Source organism: Sphingomonas canadensis, assembly GCF_026013525.1.
GTDB classification, from domain to species: domain Bacteria; phylum Pseudomonadota; class Alphaproteobacteria; order Sphingomonadales; family Sphingomonadaceae; genus Sphingomonas; species Sphingomonas canadensis.
Window position 1 is genome coordinate 803,721 of sequence record NZ_JAPDRA010000001.1, and the last position, 14,180, is coordinate 817,900.

General features: G+C 68.2%; 12 protein-coding genes. 6 read left to right on the forward strand and 6 right to left on the reverse strand.

The annotated features are described in order from the left end of the window. Positions 1-15: 15 nt before the first annotated feature. A complete protein-coding gene (locus tag OM513_RS03915) occupies positions 16-513 on the reverse strand; it encodes a Dps family protein (RefSeq protein WP_264942812.1) in 498 nt (165 codons plus the stop codon). Between the two features lie 175 nt (positions 514-688). On the opposite strand from OM513_RS03915, the gene OM513_RS03920 reads away from it, so the two are divergent. The 6 genes from OM513_RS03920 to OM513_RS03945 all read left to right on the forward strand — a co-directional run bounded on the left by OM513_RS03920 (position 689) and on the right by OM513_RS03945 (position 7,080). Continuing rightward, the gene (locus OM513_RS03920) at positions 689-1,165 is read left to right on the forward strand and encodes a hypothetical protein (RefSeq protein ID WP_264942813.1); all 477 of its coding nucleotides are present in this window, start codon (positions 689-691) and stop codon (positions 1,163-1,165) included. A 107-nt stretch (positions 1,166-1,272) separates the two neighbouring features. Then, entirely contained in the window at positions 1,273-2,220 is a 948-nt protein-coding gene (locus tag OM513_RS03925; RefSeq protein WP_264942814.1) for an isopenicillin N synthase family dioxygenase, read from the forward strand. A gap of 41 nt (positions 2,221-2,261) precedes the next feature. Next, entirely contained in the window at positions 2,262-2,690 is a 429-nt protein-coding gene (locus tag OM513_RS03930) for a type VI secretion system tube protein Hcp (protein ID WP_264942815.1), read from the forward strand. Between the two features lie 99 nt (positions 2,691-2,789). Next, positions 2,790-4,082, forward strand: a complete 1,293-nt coding sequence (locus OM513_RS03935; protein WP_264942816.1) for a homoserine dehydrogenase — start codon at positions 2,790-2,792, stop codon at positions 4,080-4,082. A gap of 166 nt (positions 4,083-4,248) precedes the next feature. Next, positions 4,249-5,214 (forward strand): class II fructose-bisphosphatase, encoded by a 966-nt coding sequence (gene glpX / locus OM513_RS03940; protein WP_264943038.1) that lies wholly within the window; start codon positions 4,249-4,251, stop codon positions 5,212-5,214. A 33-nt stretch (positions 5,215-5,247) separates the two neighbouring features. Then, positions 5,248-7,080, forward strand: coding sequence for a CocE/NonD family hydrolase (locus tag OM513_RS03945; RefSeq protein WP_264942817.1), 1,833 nt, complete (start codon positions 5,248-5,250; stop codon positions 7,078-7,080). A gap of 296 nt (positions 7,081-7,376) precedes the next feature. On the opposite strand, the gene OM513_RS03950 is transcribed toward OM513_RS03945, so the two are convergent. The 5 genes from OM513_RS03950 to OM513_RS03970 all read right to left on the reverse strand — a co-directional run bounded on the left by OM513_RS03950 (position 7,377) and on the right by OM513_RS03970 (position 14,084). Further along, positions 7,377-8,147, reverse strand: coding sequence for an ABC transporter permease (locus tag OM513_RS03950; protein WP_264942818.1), 771 nt, complete (start codon positions 8,145-8,147; stop codon positions 7,377-7,379). Then, on the reverse strand, positions 8,147-9,070 hold the full coding sequence (locus OM513_RS03955; RefSeq protein ID WP_264942819.1) for an ABC transporter ATP-binding protein: 924 nt from the start codon (positions 9,068-9,070) through the stop codon (positions 8,147-8,149). Before OM513_RS03955 ends, OM513_RS03950 begins: the two co-directional genes overlap by 1 nt. A gap of 86 nt (positions 9,071-9,156) precedes the next feature. Beyond that, positions 9,157-9,900 carry a DsbA family protein gene (locus OM513_RS03960; RefSeq protein WP_264942820.1) on the reverse strand — a complete coding sequence of 248 codons (744 nt, stop codon included), beginning with the start codon at positions 9,898-9,900 and terminating at the stop codon, positions 9,157-9,159. Next, positions 9,897-11,264 (reverse strand): M48 family metalloprotease, encoded by a 1,368-nt coding sequence (locus OM513_RS03965; protein WP_264942821.1) that lies wholly within the window; start codon positions 11,262-11,264, stop codon positions 9,897-9,899. The genes OM513_RS03960 and OM513_RS03965 overlap by 4 nt, the downstream gene beginning before the upstream one ends. Before the next feature lie 93 nt (positions 11,265-11,357). After that, the gene (locus OM513_RS03970; RefSeq protein WP_264943039.1) at positions 11,358-14,084 is read right to left on the reverse strand and encodes a ribonuclease E/G; all 2,727 of its coding nucleotides are present in this window, start codon (positions 14,082-14,084) and stop codon (positions 11,358-11,360) included. Positions 14,085-14,180 lie beyond the last annotated feature (96 nt).

The following is a 14,180-nucleotide window of genomic DNA, read 5'->3' on the forward strand; positions in this document are numbered from 1 at the left end:
GCATCGGGCCGCGCCTCAGGCGTTGCGGCTCGTTTCGAACAGGAACCAGGCGCGCTGCTCGGCGGCGTCGGTCCATTCGTCGATCACGGCGCTGGTGCCGTTGTCCTTCGCCGTATCGGCGATGTCCTTGGCCTCGCGCAGCGCCTCCACCAGCTTGAGGTTGTCGTCGCGCAGCTCGGCCAGCATGTCGGCCGCGCTCACGAACTCCTTGTCGTTGTCGGCGATCGTCTGGTGACGGGCGATATCGCCGATCGAGCGCAGCGTGGCGTTGCCGGTCTTGCGCACGCGCTCGGCGATCACGTCGGTGGTCGCCAGGATCGCGGCCGCCTGCTCGTCGAGCATCAGGTGGTAATCCCTGAAGTGCGGTCCGGAGACGTGCCAGTGGAAGTTCTTGGTCTTCAGATAGAGCGCGAAGCTGTCCGCGAGGATGCCGTTCAGCGCCTGGGCAACGCTCTTGGCGGCGTTGCTGCTCAGGTCGGTCGGGGTTTTCAGCGCCGATTTGCCGTCTGCCATGTCTTCCTCCGCTGGGTTGGGGCCTTGGGTACCAGAGCGATATAGGTGGCCGGGCGCGCCGCACCATGGGGGAATCCCGATGACAGCGATCGAATTTGCCGTTCGCGCCGGTTGACGCGCCCTCCCGCGCAGGATAGTGTATTGTCTAAATAATACACATGGGAGCGGTCGTGCGATGAAGCGGACGGTGCTGGCGCTCGCGCTGCCTCTGGCGGCATGCGGACCGGGCGGGACGGGCGCGGGCAACAGCGCCAACATCACGATCGAGGCGGACGGATCGGGCACCGCCGCGGTGAAGGGCCCGGGGATCGACATCTCCGCGCGCCTGCCCAAGATCGACATCGAGGCCGCCGATTTCGAGGTGGGCGGCGTGAAGCTCTACCCCGGCTCGACGATCCGCGACTTCAACCTGAAGGCCAACGAGCGGATCGGCGAGAAGAGCGAGGCACGGCTGACGATCACGTTCGACGCGCCCGCGCCGCTGGACAAGGTGCGGCCCTGGTTCCGCGACAACATGGTGCAGCGCGGGTTCAAGCTGACGCCGGCGGGCGGGGGCTTCACCGGCACCACCGCCGAGGGCGATCCGATCCGCCTGGAACTGGAGGCGGGCGGCGAGGGCAAGACGCGCGGGCGGATGGAGGTGGGGAGCTGAGGCGCTGAGGCGCCGCAGCGGCTGCTCCGGCTGTCATTGCGGGAAGTCCACAAGCTTGTGAGCGCGGCGGGGCACGCCTAATCTGGGGAGTAACCCCGGAGAATCGCATGCTCGACACCCCGCTCGCCGAAGTGCCCTTGGTCTCGATGAAGACCCAGGCGGAAGATCCCGACGGTTTTGCCCAGGCGTTCGGCAGCTCGTTCCAGCGCTTCGGCTTCGCGATGGTCAGCGATCATGGCGTCCCGCAGGAACTGATCGATCGCGCCTGGCGGATCACCAAGGAATTCTTCGCGCTGCCGGAAGACTATAAGCGCCAGTATCATATTCCCGGCGGCGGCGGCGCGCGCGGCTATACCCCGTTCAAGACCGAGATCGCCAAGGGCGCGGCGCTCGTCGACCTCAAGGAATTCTGGCACATCGGCCGCGATCTGCCGGCCGGCCATCCCTATTCGGCGGTGATGGCGCCCAACGTCTGGCCGGACCGGCCGGAGGGGTTCAAGGAGACCTTCCTGGAACTGTTCGCCGCCTTTGACGCGGCGGGCGACCGGCTGCTTTCCGCGATCGCGCGCTATCTGGGGATGGCGCCCGACTGGTTCGATCCGGCGGTGAAGGACGGCAATTCGGTGATGCGCCTGCTCCATTATCCGCCGGTGCCCGCCGACGCGCCGGAGGTGCGCGCGGGCGCGCATGAGGACATCAACCTGATCACGCTGCTGCTCGGCGCCGAGGAGGCGGGGCTGCAACTGCTGGACAAGGACGGCCGCTGGCTGCCGGTGAAGCCGCCCGAGGGCGCGATGGTGGTCAATGTGGGCGACATGCTCCAGCGGCTGACCAACCATGTCCTGCCGTCGACGACGCATCGCGTGGTGAACCCGGCGCCCGAGCGGCGGCACGTGCCGCGCTATTCGATGCCCTTCTTCCTGCATCCGGCGCCCGATTTCCTGATCAAGGCGCTGCCCCAGTGCGTGACGGCGGAGAACCCCGAGCGCGAGCCGCCGATCACCGCGCACGATTATCTGGCCGAACGCCTGCGCGAGATCGGCCTGAAGAACTGAAACACTTTCCTGGGGGAGGGGAAGCGGACATGGGCAATACGGTGTTGAAGTTCGACTCGGGGTTTCTGCCGAGGGCGAACGAGGCGGGGATCACGGTGCTTTCGTGGAACATCGGCTTCCACAACGGCTCCAAGCCCGCGGCCCAGACATATGAATTCGCGACGCACGGGCAGTTGGCGATCACGCGCCGCGCCGATGGCGTGACGCCGCTGCTGCTGCGCCATTGCCTGAACGGGCGGGAGGTGCCGCGGGCGACGCTGGCCGTGGCGGGCGAAGACGGCAATCCGGCGCTGCGCCTCACGCTGGAGGGGGTGATCATCGCCAGCTACGATGTGGCCGGAGACGGGGCTGGCATGCCGCTTGAGACGATCGGCCTGGCCTATCGCAAGATCACCGTCGCGGCCCCCGGCCCCCGCGAGACATCGGTGCCGGACGTCTTTCACGATCTGGTGCGGCAGGAAGTCGGCTGATTCGGCAGCGCCGGGGCGTGAAGCGCCTTGTTGGCGGCGAGCGCGGGTGGCTATAGGCGCCAGCGCATCTTCACGCTCCCCCGGAGGTCCGGAATTCCCATGGCAGAACCGCTTCGCATCGCTCTCGCAGGCCTGGGCACCGTCGGCGCGGGGGTGGTCCGGCTGCTCGATGCCAACGGCGATCTGATCGCGCGCCGCGCCGGACGGCCGATCGAGGTGGTCGCCGTATCCGCGCGCGATCGGACCAAGGATCGCGGCATCGACATCTCCCGGTTCGACTGGGTGGACGATCCCGCCGAGCTGGCGGGCCATGCCGGCGCCGATGTGGTGGTCGAGCTGGTCGGCGGATCGGACGGGCCGGCGCTATCGCTCGCGCGCAAGACGCTGCAGGGGGGCAAGGGCCTGGTCACCGCCAACAAGGCGATGATCGCGCACCACGGGCTGGAGCTGGCGGGGGCGGCAGAGGCGGCCGGCGTCGCGCTGAAGTTCGAGGCGGCGGTGGCGGGCGGCATCCCGGTGATCAAAGGGCTGCGCGAAGGCGCGGCGGCCAATGTTCTCACCCAAGTCTATGGTATCCTCAACGGCACCTGCAACTTCGTCCTCTCCAAGATGGAGGCGGAGGGCCGCGACTTCGCCGAGGTGCTCGCCGAGGCGCAGCGGCTGGGCTATGCCGAGGCCGATCCCAGCTTCGACATCGACGGCATCGACGCGGCGCACAAGCTGTCGATCCTTGCATCGATCGCGTTCGGCGCCGAGCCCGCGTTCGACGACATCGCGATCACAGGCATCCGCCATGTGCTGGGCGCCGACATCGCCGAGGCGGCGGCGCTCGGCTATCGCGTGCGGCTGGTGGGCGTGGCGGAGGCGGGCGGCGACGGGCTGTTCCAGCGCGTCCACCCGCATCTGGTGCCGCTCGATCACCCGCTGGCGCATGTCTCCGGCTCGCTCAACGCGGTGGTGGCCGAGGGTAATTTCGTCGGCCGGCTGTTGTTCCAGGGCCGCGGCGCGGGCGACGGCCCGACCGCGAGCGCGGTGGTGGCCGACCTGATCGACATCGCCCGCGGCGAATATGGCCCGCCCTATGCGATGCCCGCCGCGGCGCTGAGCGCGCTGCCGCCCGCGCCGACGGGCGACCGGCGGGGCCGCGCCTATCTGCGCTTCACCGTGGCGGACAAGGTGGGCGTGCTGGCGGAGATCGCCGCTGCGATGCGCGACGCCGGGGTCTCGATCGAGAGCCTGATGCAGCGCGGCGCCAATCCGGACGGCAGCGTGCTGGTCGCCATCGTGACGCATGAGGGGCCGGAACGATCGGTCGCCGCCGCGCTGGAGCGGCTGCGCGGATCGCAGAGCCTGGCGGGCGAACCGATGTGGATGCCGATCCTGGGCGATTGACCGGATGTTCGCGCGGCGCCGCGGCTTCGTGGCGAAATCGTGGCGCAGGCGGTTGCCGGGGACGATTCGCTCCCGTATCGGCGCGTGGAGTCGTTTTTCCGTCAGGCAGCGCCGGTCCGGTGCTGCCGTCAATCAGGCCTAGTCGCAACCAAGGGTGACCGATTCCATGCAGACCAGCAACGTCCTCGACCGCGTCCTCGTCCTTGAAATGGTGCGCGTCACCGAGGCGGCGGCCATCGCCGCATCCACGCTGGTCGGCCGCGGCGACGAGAAGGCCGCCGATCACGCCGCCGTGGAGGCGATGCGCGCCGCGCTGAACGGCCTCTATATGGACGGCACCGTGGTGATCGGCGAAGGCGAGCGCGACGAGGCGCCGATGCTCTTCATCGGCGAGAAGGTGGGCGCGGCGATCGGCAAGGGGCCGCGCATCGACATCGCGCTCGATCCGCTGGAAGGCACCACTATCTGCGCCAAGGCCGGGCCGAACTCGCTGGCGGTGCTGGCGGTGGCCGAGGAGGGCGGCCTGCTCAACGCGCCCGACGTCTATATGGAGAAGCTGGCGGTCGGCCCCGGCCTGCCCGACGGCGTGATCGATCTGGCGAAATCGCCGACCGACAACGTCAAGGCGGTGGCCGCGGCAAAGGGCGTGCGGCCCGAGGAGATCATCGTCTGCGTGCTCGATCGTCCGCGCCACGAGGCGCTGATCGCCGAGCTGCGCCAGCTTGGCTGCGGCATCGTGCTGATCGGCGACGGTGATGTGGCGGGCGTGATCGCCACCACCGATCCCACGACCACGATCGACATGTACATGGGATCGGGCGGCGCGCCGGAAGGCGTGCTGGCGTGCGCCGCGCTGCGCTGCGTGGGCGGACAGTTCAAGGGCAAGCTGTTGTTCCGCAACGAGGACGAGCGCTCTCGCGCGCGCAAATGGGGCATCGAGGATCTCGACAAGATCTATGACCTGACCGAGCTGGCCAAGGGCGACTGCATCTTCGCCGCCACCGGCGTGACCGACGGTTCGCTGCTGGAGGGCGTCAAGCGGCTGAAGGGCAAGATGACCACCGAAAGCGTGGTGATGCGCGCCAGTTCGGGTACGGTGCGCTGGGTGAAGGGCGAGCACCGCACCGCCTGAGCGCGGGCGGATAGCGGCAAGGGGAGACCGGGGATGCGATTGCTGGCGGCGCTGCTGATATTGTTCGCGGCGCCCGCCGCATCGCTGGTGCCCGCGGCCCGGGCGCAGGGGCCGTTCGTCGTCGAGGAGGCGATGATCCCGATGCGCGACGGCGTGAAGCTGCACACCGTGATCCTGCGCCCGCGCGACCAGAAGGGGCCGCTGCCGATCCTGTTCAGCCGCACGCCCTATGGCGCCTCCGCCGACGCGCCCGCGCGCATGCCGCGGAGCTGGGCGGCGCTGGCCAGGGACGGCTATATCTTTGTCCAACAGGACATGCGCGGCCGCTTTGGGTCAGAAGGCGGGCCGTTCACGCTCTCCACCGAGATCAAGACCGGCAAGAAGGCCGTCGACGAATCGACCGACGCCTGGGATTCGATCGACTGGCTGGTGAAGAAGGTGAAGCCCAACAACGGCCGCGTCGGCATGTGGGGCGTTTCCTATCCCGGGCTGGCTGCGGCGATCGCACTCGCCCGCCCGCATCCGGCGCTGAAGGCGGTGAGCCCGCAGGCCGCCTGGACCGACTATTTCATGAACGACGACCTGCATCGCTGGGGCGCGATGCGGCTGACCTATGCCACCGACTGGCTGACGATCCTGCAGTGGCAGAAGGACGCCAATGTCGATTTCGCCTATGACGGGATCGACACCTATGACTTCTTCCTGAAGGCCGGATCGCCGGCGGAGCTGGAGGCAGCCTATATCAAGGGCCGCCTGCCGCGCTTCACCGAGATGATCGAGCATCCGGACTATGACGATTTCTGGAAGCGCCAGCGCTGGTCGGACAAGCTTGGCCGCACCACCGTGCCCACGCTCAATGTCGCCGGCTATTACGATCAGGAGGACCCCTGGGGTAGCTGGCAGATCTATTACAAGCAGCAGCAGGACGATCCGGGGAACCTGAGCCAGATCGTCGCCGGCCCATGGAATCATGGCGGCTGGCGCGGATCGCTGAGTTCGCTCGGCCGCATCCCCTATGGCGTCGACAGCGGCACCAGCTTCCGCGAGGAGGTGGAGGCGCCCTTCTTCGCCTATTGGCTGCACGGCAAGGGCGCCAGGCCGGATTATGAGGTGAAGAGCTTCCAGTCCGGGAGCTGGACGTGGAAGACCTATGCCAAATGGCCGCTGCCCCAGGCGCACGCCGAGCGGCTGACGCTGCGCGCTAACGGATCGCTGACCTTCGGCGCGCCCGCGGGGCTGGAGGGATGCCGCGAGTTCGTCTCCGATCCGGCCAATCCGGTGCCGTTCCGCCCGCGCCCGATCTCGCCCACCTATCCGCGCCCCGAATGGCAATGGTGGGAGGCGGAGGACCAGCGCTTCGTGGACGGCCGGCCCGATGTGCTGACCTGGGTAGGCGATCCGCTGACCGAGGACCTGACCGTCACCGGCGCCATCGCCGCGCGGCTGATGGCATCGACCAGCGGCACCGACAGCGACTTCATCGTCAAGCTGATCGACGTCTTCCCCGACGGCTATACCCGCGACGTGGAGGATGCGCTGGGCGGCTATACGCGCCAGCTCAACGGATATCAGCTCCCGGTCGCGATGGAGGTCCGCCGGGGCCGATATCTGGAGGGCTTCGAGGTTTCCAGGCCGCTGGTGCCGAACAAGGTGGTCGCCTGGGACGTGCCGCTGCGCGACCATGACCATGTGTTCCGCAAGGGGCACCGGATCATGGTGCAGGTGCAATCGAGCTGGTTTCCCGTGATCGACCGCAACCCGCAGACCTTCGTCCCCAACATCTACAAGGCGCAGCGCGGGGATTATGTGAAGGCCACCCAGCGCGTGTGCGACGGCAGCTATGTGGAGCTGCCGGTGGTGCGCTGAAGCTGCCCGGCGCCGGGTGGCGCTCAGCGCCTCTGGATCGCGTTGAATCCAAGCCGTTCGCCTGAGCTGTCCCTGCTTGGCTTATGTTGCACGCGAAGGCGCGAAGATTTCAGGGGAATCGGGTTCGTGCGGCGGTGCTGGACATGGAAGGCCGCTATCGCGGCAAGTCCCTCTCCGCGCCTTCGCGCCTTCGCGTGATTCAAATAGCGGCATGCCAACGCCGCCGCCCGGGCACCGCGGACCAGGCTTTACAGAAGCGTGCGTCCAACCGGGCGAGGGGTCTGTATCGCGATGCCCTAGCTCTTCAGGCGGTATCCGGTGCGGAAGATCCACACCACCACGCCCAGGCAGGCGGCCAGGAACAGCGCGATGAAGCCCAGGCTCCAGCCGAGCGAGATGTCGCCCTTGCCGAAGAAGCTCCAGCGGAAGCCGCTGACCAGATAGGCGACCGGATTGAACAGGCTGACCGTGTGCCAGGGCTCGGGCAGATCCTTGATGCTGTAGAAGGCGCCGCCCAGGAAGGTGAGCGGCGTCACCACCAGCACCGGCACCACGTTGAGCTGTTCGAATCCGTCGGCCCAGATGCCGATGATGAAGCCGAACAGGCTGAAGGTGAGCGCGGTGAGCAGCAGAAAGGCCAGCATCGCCCAGACGTGATCGATGCGCAGCGGCACGAACAGCGCCGATGTGGCCAGGATGATCAGCCCGATGAGCACCGATTTGCTGGCCGCGGCGCCGACATAGCCGATCACCATCTCGATCGCGGAGACCGGCGCCGACAGCAGCTCGAACACCGTGCCGGTGAATTTGGGGAAATAGATGCCGAGCGCGGCGTTGGAGATGCTCTGCGTCAGCAGCGAGAGCATGATCAGCCCGGGCACCAGGAAGCTGCCATAGGCGACGCCGTCCACGCTCTGCATCCGGCTGCCGATCGCGCTGCCGAAGACGACGAAATAGAGCGAGGTGGTGATCACCGGGGCGACCACGCTCTGCCACAGGGTGCGGCCCGTGCGCGCCATCTCCCAGCGATAGATCGCCAGCACGCCGTTGAAGTTGAACCCTTTCATCAGCGGCGCTCCACCAGATCGACGAAGATGTCCTCAAGGCTGGACTTGGACGTGTCGAGATCGGTGAAGCCGATGCCGAGATCCGACATGCGCCGCAGCAGCGAGGGGATGCCGGTGCGCTCCGCCTGCGCGTCGAAGCGATAGAGCAGCCCGTGCCCCTCGTCCTCCAGCGTGAGCTGCCAGTCGGCCAGCTCCGCCGGGATGGCATCGAGCGGCTCGGCCAGCGTCACATGCATCTCGCGCTTGCCGAGCTTCTTCATCAGCGCGTCCTTCTGCTCGACCAGCAGCAACTGCCCCTTGTCGATCACGCCGACGCGATCGGCCATCTCCTCGGCCTCTTCGATATAATGGGTGGTGAGGATGATCGTGGTGCCGCGTTCGCGCAGCGATCCGATCAGCCGCCACATATCACGGCGCAGCGAGACGTCCACGCCCGCGGTGGGCTCGTCCAGGAACAGGATCTGGGGCTCGTGCGCCAGCGCCTTGGCGATCAGCACGCGCCGCTTCATCCCGCCGGAAAGCATGCGGACGGGCGTGTCCTTCTTGTCGAACAGCGAGAGATCGCGAAGCACCTGCTCGCAATAGGCGCGATCGGGCGACTTGCCGAACAGGCCGCGACTGAAGGTGACGGTGGCCCAGACGGTGGAGAACATGTCCATCGACAGTTCCTGGGGCACCAGCCCGATCCGGCTGCGCGCCTCGCGCGCGTCGCGGATGGCGTCGTGGCCGTCGACCAGGATCGTGCCGCTGCTGGGGTTCACGATGCCGCAGATGATCGAGATCAGCGTCGTCTTGCCCGCGCCGTTCGGCCCGAGCAGCGCGAAAATCTCGCCGCGATGGATGTCGAGATCGACCGATTCGAGCGCGCGATGGCCGGACCCATAGGTCTTGCCGACCCCGCGGACCGAGAGGACTGGTTGCATGGAAACCCCGCCTGAGAGGGGCGTGATCTAGGGTGGCGGGGGGCGGGGTACAAGGCCGGGGCGGAGATGCCCGGCGGGGGAGCGGGTCAGCCCTTGTTGCGCGCCGCCGTCACGGCCTTGACCAGTTCCTCATAGCTTTGCGCGCCCTGATAGAGCCGGTGGCCGATCACCCAGCCCGGGGTGCCGGTGATCCGCAACTCGCGGCCGAGCTGATAATTGGTGCCGATCTCGCCCTCGACCGGCTTGGAGGCGAGCGCGGCGGTGGCGCGTGCCTTGTCCAGCCCGGCGCGGGTGGCGGCCTGGTCGATCGTTTCCGGCGTGGCGCGGCCGATGGCGTAGAGCGCCTCGTGAAACTCGCGGAACTTGCCCTGCTCGGCCGCCGCCAGCGCCCAGCGCGCGGCGAGGACGCTCTCCTCGCCCAGGACCGGATATTCGCGATAGACGATGCGGACGTTGGGATCGCTCTGCACCAGCCGGGTCAGCGCGGCGATGTTCGACCGGCAATAGCCGCAGTTGTAATCGAGGAAGGCGACGACGGTGACGTCGCCCTTCGGATTGCCCATCCATGCGCCGGCATAGGGCGTGGTGACGCCGGGCATCCGCGCGATCGCCGCTGCTTCCTGCTTGGCCTGGAGGCGCTCCATCGCCTCGGGCAGAATCTCGGGATGCTCCAGCAGGTAATCGCGGACGACCTGCTCCACCTGCGCGCGATCGCCGGGCGATCCGGGCAGTGCGCGCTGGGCGAACATATAGATCAGCGCGCCGGCCGCGGCCGCGCCGGCCAGCGCCGCGGCGAACGCCCAGCGGTTCTTCGTCAGCTTTTCGATCACCGGCGGCGGCCCTGGTTCTTGCGGAGTTCCTCGACCGCGGTCTGCGATACCATCATGATGTCCTGCGCGCGGATCCAGTCGGACGAACCCTGGGGCAGCCCGGCCATGGCGGCGCGGGCGCTGGCCAGCGCGGTCATCGGATCGCCGGTCAGGTTGGCGCGTTCGGCGGTGGCCAGCGCGGTGCGCGCGATATCGCCCTTGCGTTCATAGACCATGCCGAGCTGATACCAGGCGGCGGGGTTCTCCTTGTCGCGCGCGACCGCCTGGCGGAGCACCTTCTCGGCCTCTTCCAGATGCTTCGGGTCTTCGGTCGCGATCAGGGCGTGGCCGAACAACGTGGCGATCAGCGGCTGATAATTGGTCGCCTCCGTCGCCTTGCGGAGCGGCACCAGCGCCTCGGCCGGCTTGCCCGATTCGAGCAGGATCTGCCCTTCGAGTTCGAGGAAATAGGGGTCATCGGGCGCGATCTTCACCAGCGCCATGCTCTCGGCCGCCGCCTGATCGGGATAGCCCGACAGGTGATAGGCATAGGCGCGCGCATAATGGGCGAAGATCGACTGGTTCGACAGCGGATAGGCGGCCAGCGTCTTCTTCGGCTCGTTGACGAAGCCGCGCAGCTTGGCCTGCACCCGCTTGAACCGCAGCTCGATCGCGGCATCGGTGGGAGCGCTCCAAGCCGCCGACTTCTGCAGGTCGGTGGTCAGCGTCGCGACGCGATCGGCCGACATCGGGTGGGTGCGGTAAAAGGGGTCGTTGTCCGGATCGGAGGCATAATAGCCATAGCGGTATTCGAGGTTCTGGAGCTTCTTGAAGAACTCCAACATCCCCCGGCCGCTGATCCCGGCGGTGTTGAGATAGCGCACGCCCGCGGCATCGGCCGATGCCTCCTGTGTGCGCGAGAAGGCGAGATATTTGCCGATCGCCGCGCGCTGGCCGGCCATCATGATGCCGCTGCCCGCCTCCGGCGCGCCCGCCGCGATGGCGGCGAGGCCCAGCGCGAGGCTGAGCAGCGAGATGCCGCCCGCCCCGCCATCGTTCTGGAACACCGCATGGCCGCCGGTGATGTGGCCCAGTTCGTGCGCCAGCACGCCCTGCACCTCGTTGGCGGTATCGGCCGCGTCGATCAGCCCGGTGTGGACATAGATGATCTGCCCGCCCGCCACGAAGGCGTTGATCGAATTGTCGTGGATCAGCACGACGCGGAAATTCTGGGGGTTCAGCCCGGCGGCGACAACCAGCGGGCGGGCGATGTCCGAAAGCAGCGATTCGGTTTCGGCATCGCGCAGAATGCCCTGCGCCGCCGCCGGCTGGGCGGCGAAGACCAGCAGGCAAAGGAACGCCAGCAGAGCCGAGAAGCGTTTCATTGCCTGCATGATCCTACCAAACTCCCGGGGCCGCAAGCTCGATCCGGGGCGATGAACCCCGGATTAAGCGAGCGGCCGCGTTACCCCGGCCGGTTACTGGCCGAAGGTGCGTTGCCACCAGCCGCGGCGCGGCGCGGAATCGGCTGCGGATTCCTCCCCGGCGTCGGCGGTCTCAGGCTCCGGCTCTGCCTCCGTCTCCCCGGCAGGGGCTTCGACCGCCGGAGCTTCCTCCGCGACGGTGGCGGGCGCTTCCGCCTCGGTCTCGGCTACGGCCTTCTTGCGGCTGCGCGAGCGCTTCGGCTTGGCCTCGGCGGCGGGCGCTTCCTCGGCCGGAGCTTCGGCGGCGGGGGTTTCTTCCGCGACGGGGGCGGGCGCTTCCGCCTCGGTCTCGGCTACGGCCTTCTTGCGGCTGCGCGAGCGCTTCGGCTTGGCCTCGGCGGCGGGCGCTTCCTCGACGGGAGCTTCGGCCGCGGGGGTTTCCTCCACGGCTTCCGGAGCTTCCGCTTCGGTCTCGGTTACCGCCTTCTTGCGGCTGCGCGAGCGCTTCGGCTTGGCCTCGGCGGCAGGGGCTTCCTCGACGGGAACCTCGGCGGCGGCTTCGGTCACCGCTTCCGTTGCATCCGCCTCAGCGTCGGCTTCGGTTTCGCCTTCGACCGTGCCGGCGGCTTCGCCGTTGCCCGCGCGGCGTCCGCCGCGGCGGCCGCGGCGGCGGCGCTTGCGCGGCGCTTCGCCATCGGCGGAAACGGCCTCACCGGCACCCTCGGCCGCTTCCTCGCCCTCGCCGGATTCCACGGCGTCCGCCGCTTCCTCCGCCTCGTCGGCGGCGTCCTGCTCGCCATCGCCGGGGGCACGGCCGTCCTCGCCCGGGCGGCCGCGGCGGCCGCGGCGGCGGCGGCGGCGCTTGCCGCGGCCCTCGCCTTCGTCACGCTCGCCGCGATCACCGCGTCCGGTGCGCTCGCGCGGGGCGGCGGCCTCTTCGGCCTCTTCTTCCTCTTCCTCGATCTCCTCGATGAAGTCCTCTTCCTCGGGCTCCTCGATCAGCACCGGCAAGCGCGGCGCGCGTGCGGGCGGCGGGCCGGAGACCTCTACCGCCATGCGCGCCCCTTCAAGCTCGCCGTCCGACGCGACCTCGACGGTGACGCCGTAGCGATCCTCGATCTCGGCCAGCTCGGCGCGCTTGCGGTTGAGCACGTAGAAGGCGGCCTCCTGGCTCGCGCGCAGCAGCAGCGCGGAACCGCGGCCGCGGCCGGCCTCGTCCTCCAGCATGCGCAGCGCCGAAAGTCCTGCCGAAGAAGCGGTGCGCACCAGCCCGGTGCCTTCGCAATGCGGGCACTGGCGGGTGGACGCCTCCAGCACGCCGGTGCGCAGGCGCTGGCGGCTCATCTCCATCAGGCCGAACGCCGAGATGCGGCCCACCTGGATGCGGGCGCGATCGTTCTTCAGCGCCTCCTTCATCGCCTTCTCGACCTTACGGACGTTGGAGCCATGCTCCATGTCGATGAAGTCGATCACGACCAGGCCGGCCATGTCGCGCAGGCGGAGCTGGCGCGCGATTTCCTGCGCGGCTTCCAGGTTGGTGGCGGTGGCGGTCTGCTCGATATTGTGCTCGCGCGTCGAGCGGCCCGAGTTGATGTCGATCGAAACCAGCGCTTCGGTGGGGTTGATCACCAGATAGCCGCCCGACTTGAGCTGGACGACCGGGTGATACATCGCCGCGAGCTGATCCTCGACATGGCTGCGCTGGAACAGCGGCACGCTGTCCGCATAATGCTTCACCCGCCGCGCGTGGCTGGGCATCAGCAGCTTCATGAAGTCCTTGGCCTGGCGATAGCCCTCGTCGCCCTCGACGATCACCTCGTCGATGTCCTTGTTGTAGATGTCGCGGATCGCGCGCTTGATCAGGTCGCTGTCGCCATAGACCAGCGCCGGGGCGGTGGAGGAAAGCGTCTTCTCGCGGATCTCGTCCCACAGCCGGGCGAGATAGTCGAAGTCGCGCTTGATCTCGGTCTTGGTGCGCTGGAGCCCCGCGGTGCGGACGATGCAGCCCATCGACGGCGGCAGCTTCAGATCAGCCATGATCTGCTTCAGCCGCTTGCGATCGGCAGAGGAGCTGATCTTGCGGCTGATCCCGCCGCCATGCGCGGTGTTGGGCATCAGCACGCAATAGCGGCCCGCGAGCGACAGATAGGTGGTCAGCGCCGCGCCCTTGTTGCCGCGCTCTTCCTTCACGACCTGAACCAGCAGCACCTGGCGGCGGCGGATCACGTCCTGGATCTTGTAGCGGCGGCGCAGCGCCATGCGGCGTTCGCGAAGCTGATCGGCGGCGCTTTCGTCGCCGCCGCCCTTGCCGCGGCGCTTGCGGCGGCCGCGCGCGGGCGCCTCGCCGCCTTCCTCGCCGCCCTCGCCGTCGCCCTCGGCGGTTTCGCCGTCGGAATCGTCCTCGTCGTCGACGGGACGCTCGAGCACCTCGACGCCGTCGGCATCGCCCTCGGCGTCGTCATAGTCGCCGTCTTCCTCGGCGCGCAGCGCGGCTTCCTCGGCCGCGTGCTCGGCCTCCTCGCGGAGCAGCGCGTCGCGATCCTCCTTGGGGATCTGATAGTAATCGGGATGGATTTCCGAGAAGGCCAGGAAGCCGTGGCGGTTCCCGCCGTAATCGACGAACGCCGCCTGCAGCGACGGTTCGACGCGGGTCACCTTGGCCAGATAGATGTTGCCTTTGAGCTGCTTGCGCTCGGCGCTCTCGAAATCAAATTCCTCGATTCGATTCCCTTTGACGACCGCCACGCGGGTTTCTTCCCGGTGGCGTGCGTCGATCAACATGCGCATCGTCATTTATTGTTCTCCGGGCGCGCCGGCGCGCTTTCCCGCAGGGCGGGAGCGCGGACGCGCGAGATAGTGTGCGGCTCCGGCCGGCGG